This is a genomic window from Leisingera sp. ANG-M7 (assembly GCF_000813965.1).
Taxonomy (GTDB): Bacteria; Pseudomonadota; Alphaproteobacteria; order Rhodobacterales; family Rhodobacteraceae; genus Leisingera.
The window spans coordinates 1-1334 of the sequence record NZ_JWLI01000054.1; the positions used below are offsets into that span (position 1 = coordinate 1).

Genomic DNA, 1334 nt, shown 5'->3' on the forward strand with positions numbered 1-1334 from the left:
CGGGCAACAGAAAACCGCCGCGGCCTTAGGGCCGCGGCGGTTTCTTTTCGTCGAGAAGCCGGAGCTTACAGGTTCGGGTAGAGCGGGAACCTGGCGCAGAGATCCGCGACCTTGGCACGGACGGACGCTTCCACATCCGCATTGCCCTCTTCACCGTTGGCCGCCAGCCCGTCGATCACCTCGATGATCAAGTCGGCGATCTGGCGGAACTCCGCCTCGCCGAAGCCGCGGGTGGTGCCGGCGGGCGTGCCCAGGCGCAGGCCCGAGGTCACGGTCGGTTTTTCCGGGTCAAACGGGATGCCGTTCTTGTTGGTGGTGATATGGGCCCGGCCCAGCGCCTTGTCGGCGATGTTGCCGGTGACGCCCTTGGGGCGCAGGTCGACCAGCATCACATGGGTGTCGGTGCCGCCGGTCACGATGTCCAGGCCGCCCTGGATCAGCTGGTCCGCCAGCGCTGCCGCGTTGGCCTTGACCTGCTTCTGGTAGGCCTTGAACTCCGGCTTCAGCGCCTCACCGAAGGCCGCCGCCTTGCCTGCGATCACATGCATCAGCGGGCCGCCCTGGATGCCCGGGAAGATCGCCGAGTTCACCTTCTTGGCGATGGCTTCGTCGTTGGTCACGATCATGCCGCCGCGGGGGCCGCGCAGGGTCTTGTGGGTGGTGGTGGTGGCGACATGCGCGTGCGGGAACGGCGAGGGGTGCTCTCCGGCCGCGATCAGGCCTGCGATATGGGCCATGTCGACCATGAAGTAGGCGCCCACGCTGTCGGCGATTTCACGGAATTTGGCAAAGTCGATCTGGCGCGGGATGGCGGAGCCGCCGGCGATGATCAGCTTGGGCTGGTGCTCGTTTGCCAGCGCCTGGATCTGGTCGTAGTCGATCAGGTTGTCGCTTTGGCGCACGCCGTAATGCACTGCGTTGAACCACTTGCCCGACTGGTTCGGCGCCGCGCCGTGGGTCAGGTGGCCGCCGGAGGCGAGGTCCATGCCGAGGATGGTGTCGCCGGGCTGGATCAGCGCCTGGAACACGCCCTGGTTCGCCTGCGAGCCGGAGTTCGGCTGCACGTTGGCGAATTCGCAGCCGAACAGCGCCTTGGCACGGTCGATCGCCAGGTTCTCGGCGACGTCGACATACTGGCAGCCGCCATAGTAGCGGCGTCCCGGGTAGCCTTCGGCGTATTTGTTGGTCAGCACCGAGCCTTGCGCTTCCATCACCGCGGCAGAGACGATGTTCTCGGACGCAATCAGCTCGATCTCGTCGCGCTGGCGGCCCAGCTCCGCCGTGATCGAGGCATAAAGTTCAGGATCGCGCTCAGACAGCGCTTGGGTGAAAAA

Annotated in this window: 1 protein-coding gene; it reads right to left on the bottom strand. The window is 65.8% G+C overall.

Annotated features, from left to right (window positions below; all coding sequences use genetic code 11):
• Positions 1-65 precede the first annotated feature (65 nt).
• A partial coding sequence (glyA, locus tag RA26_RS21945) for a serine hydroxymethyltransferase (RefSeq protein ID WP_052272538.1) occupies positions 66-1334 on the bottom strand: 1269 nt, incomplete at its 5' end.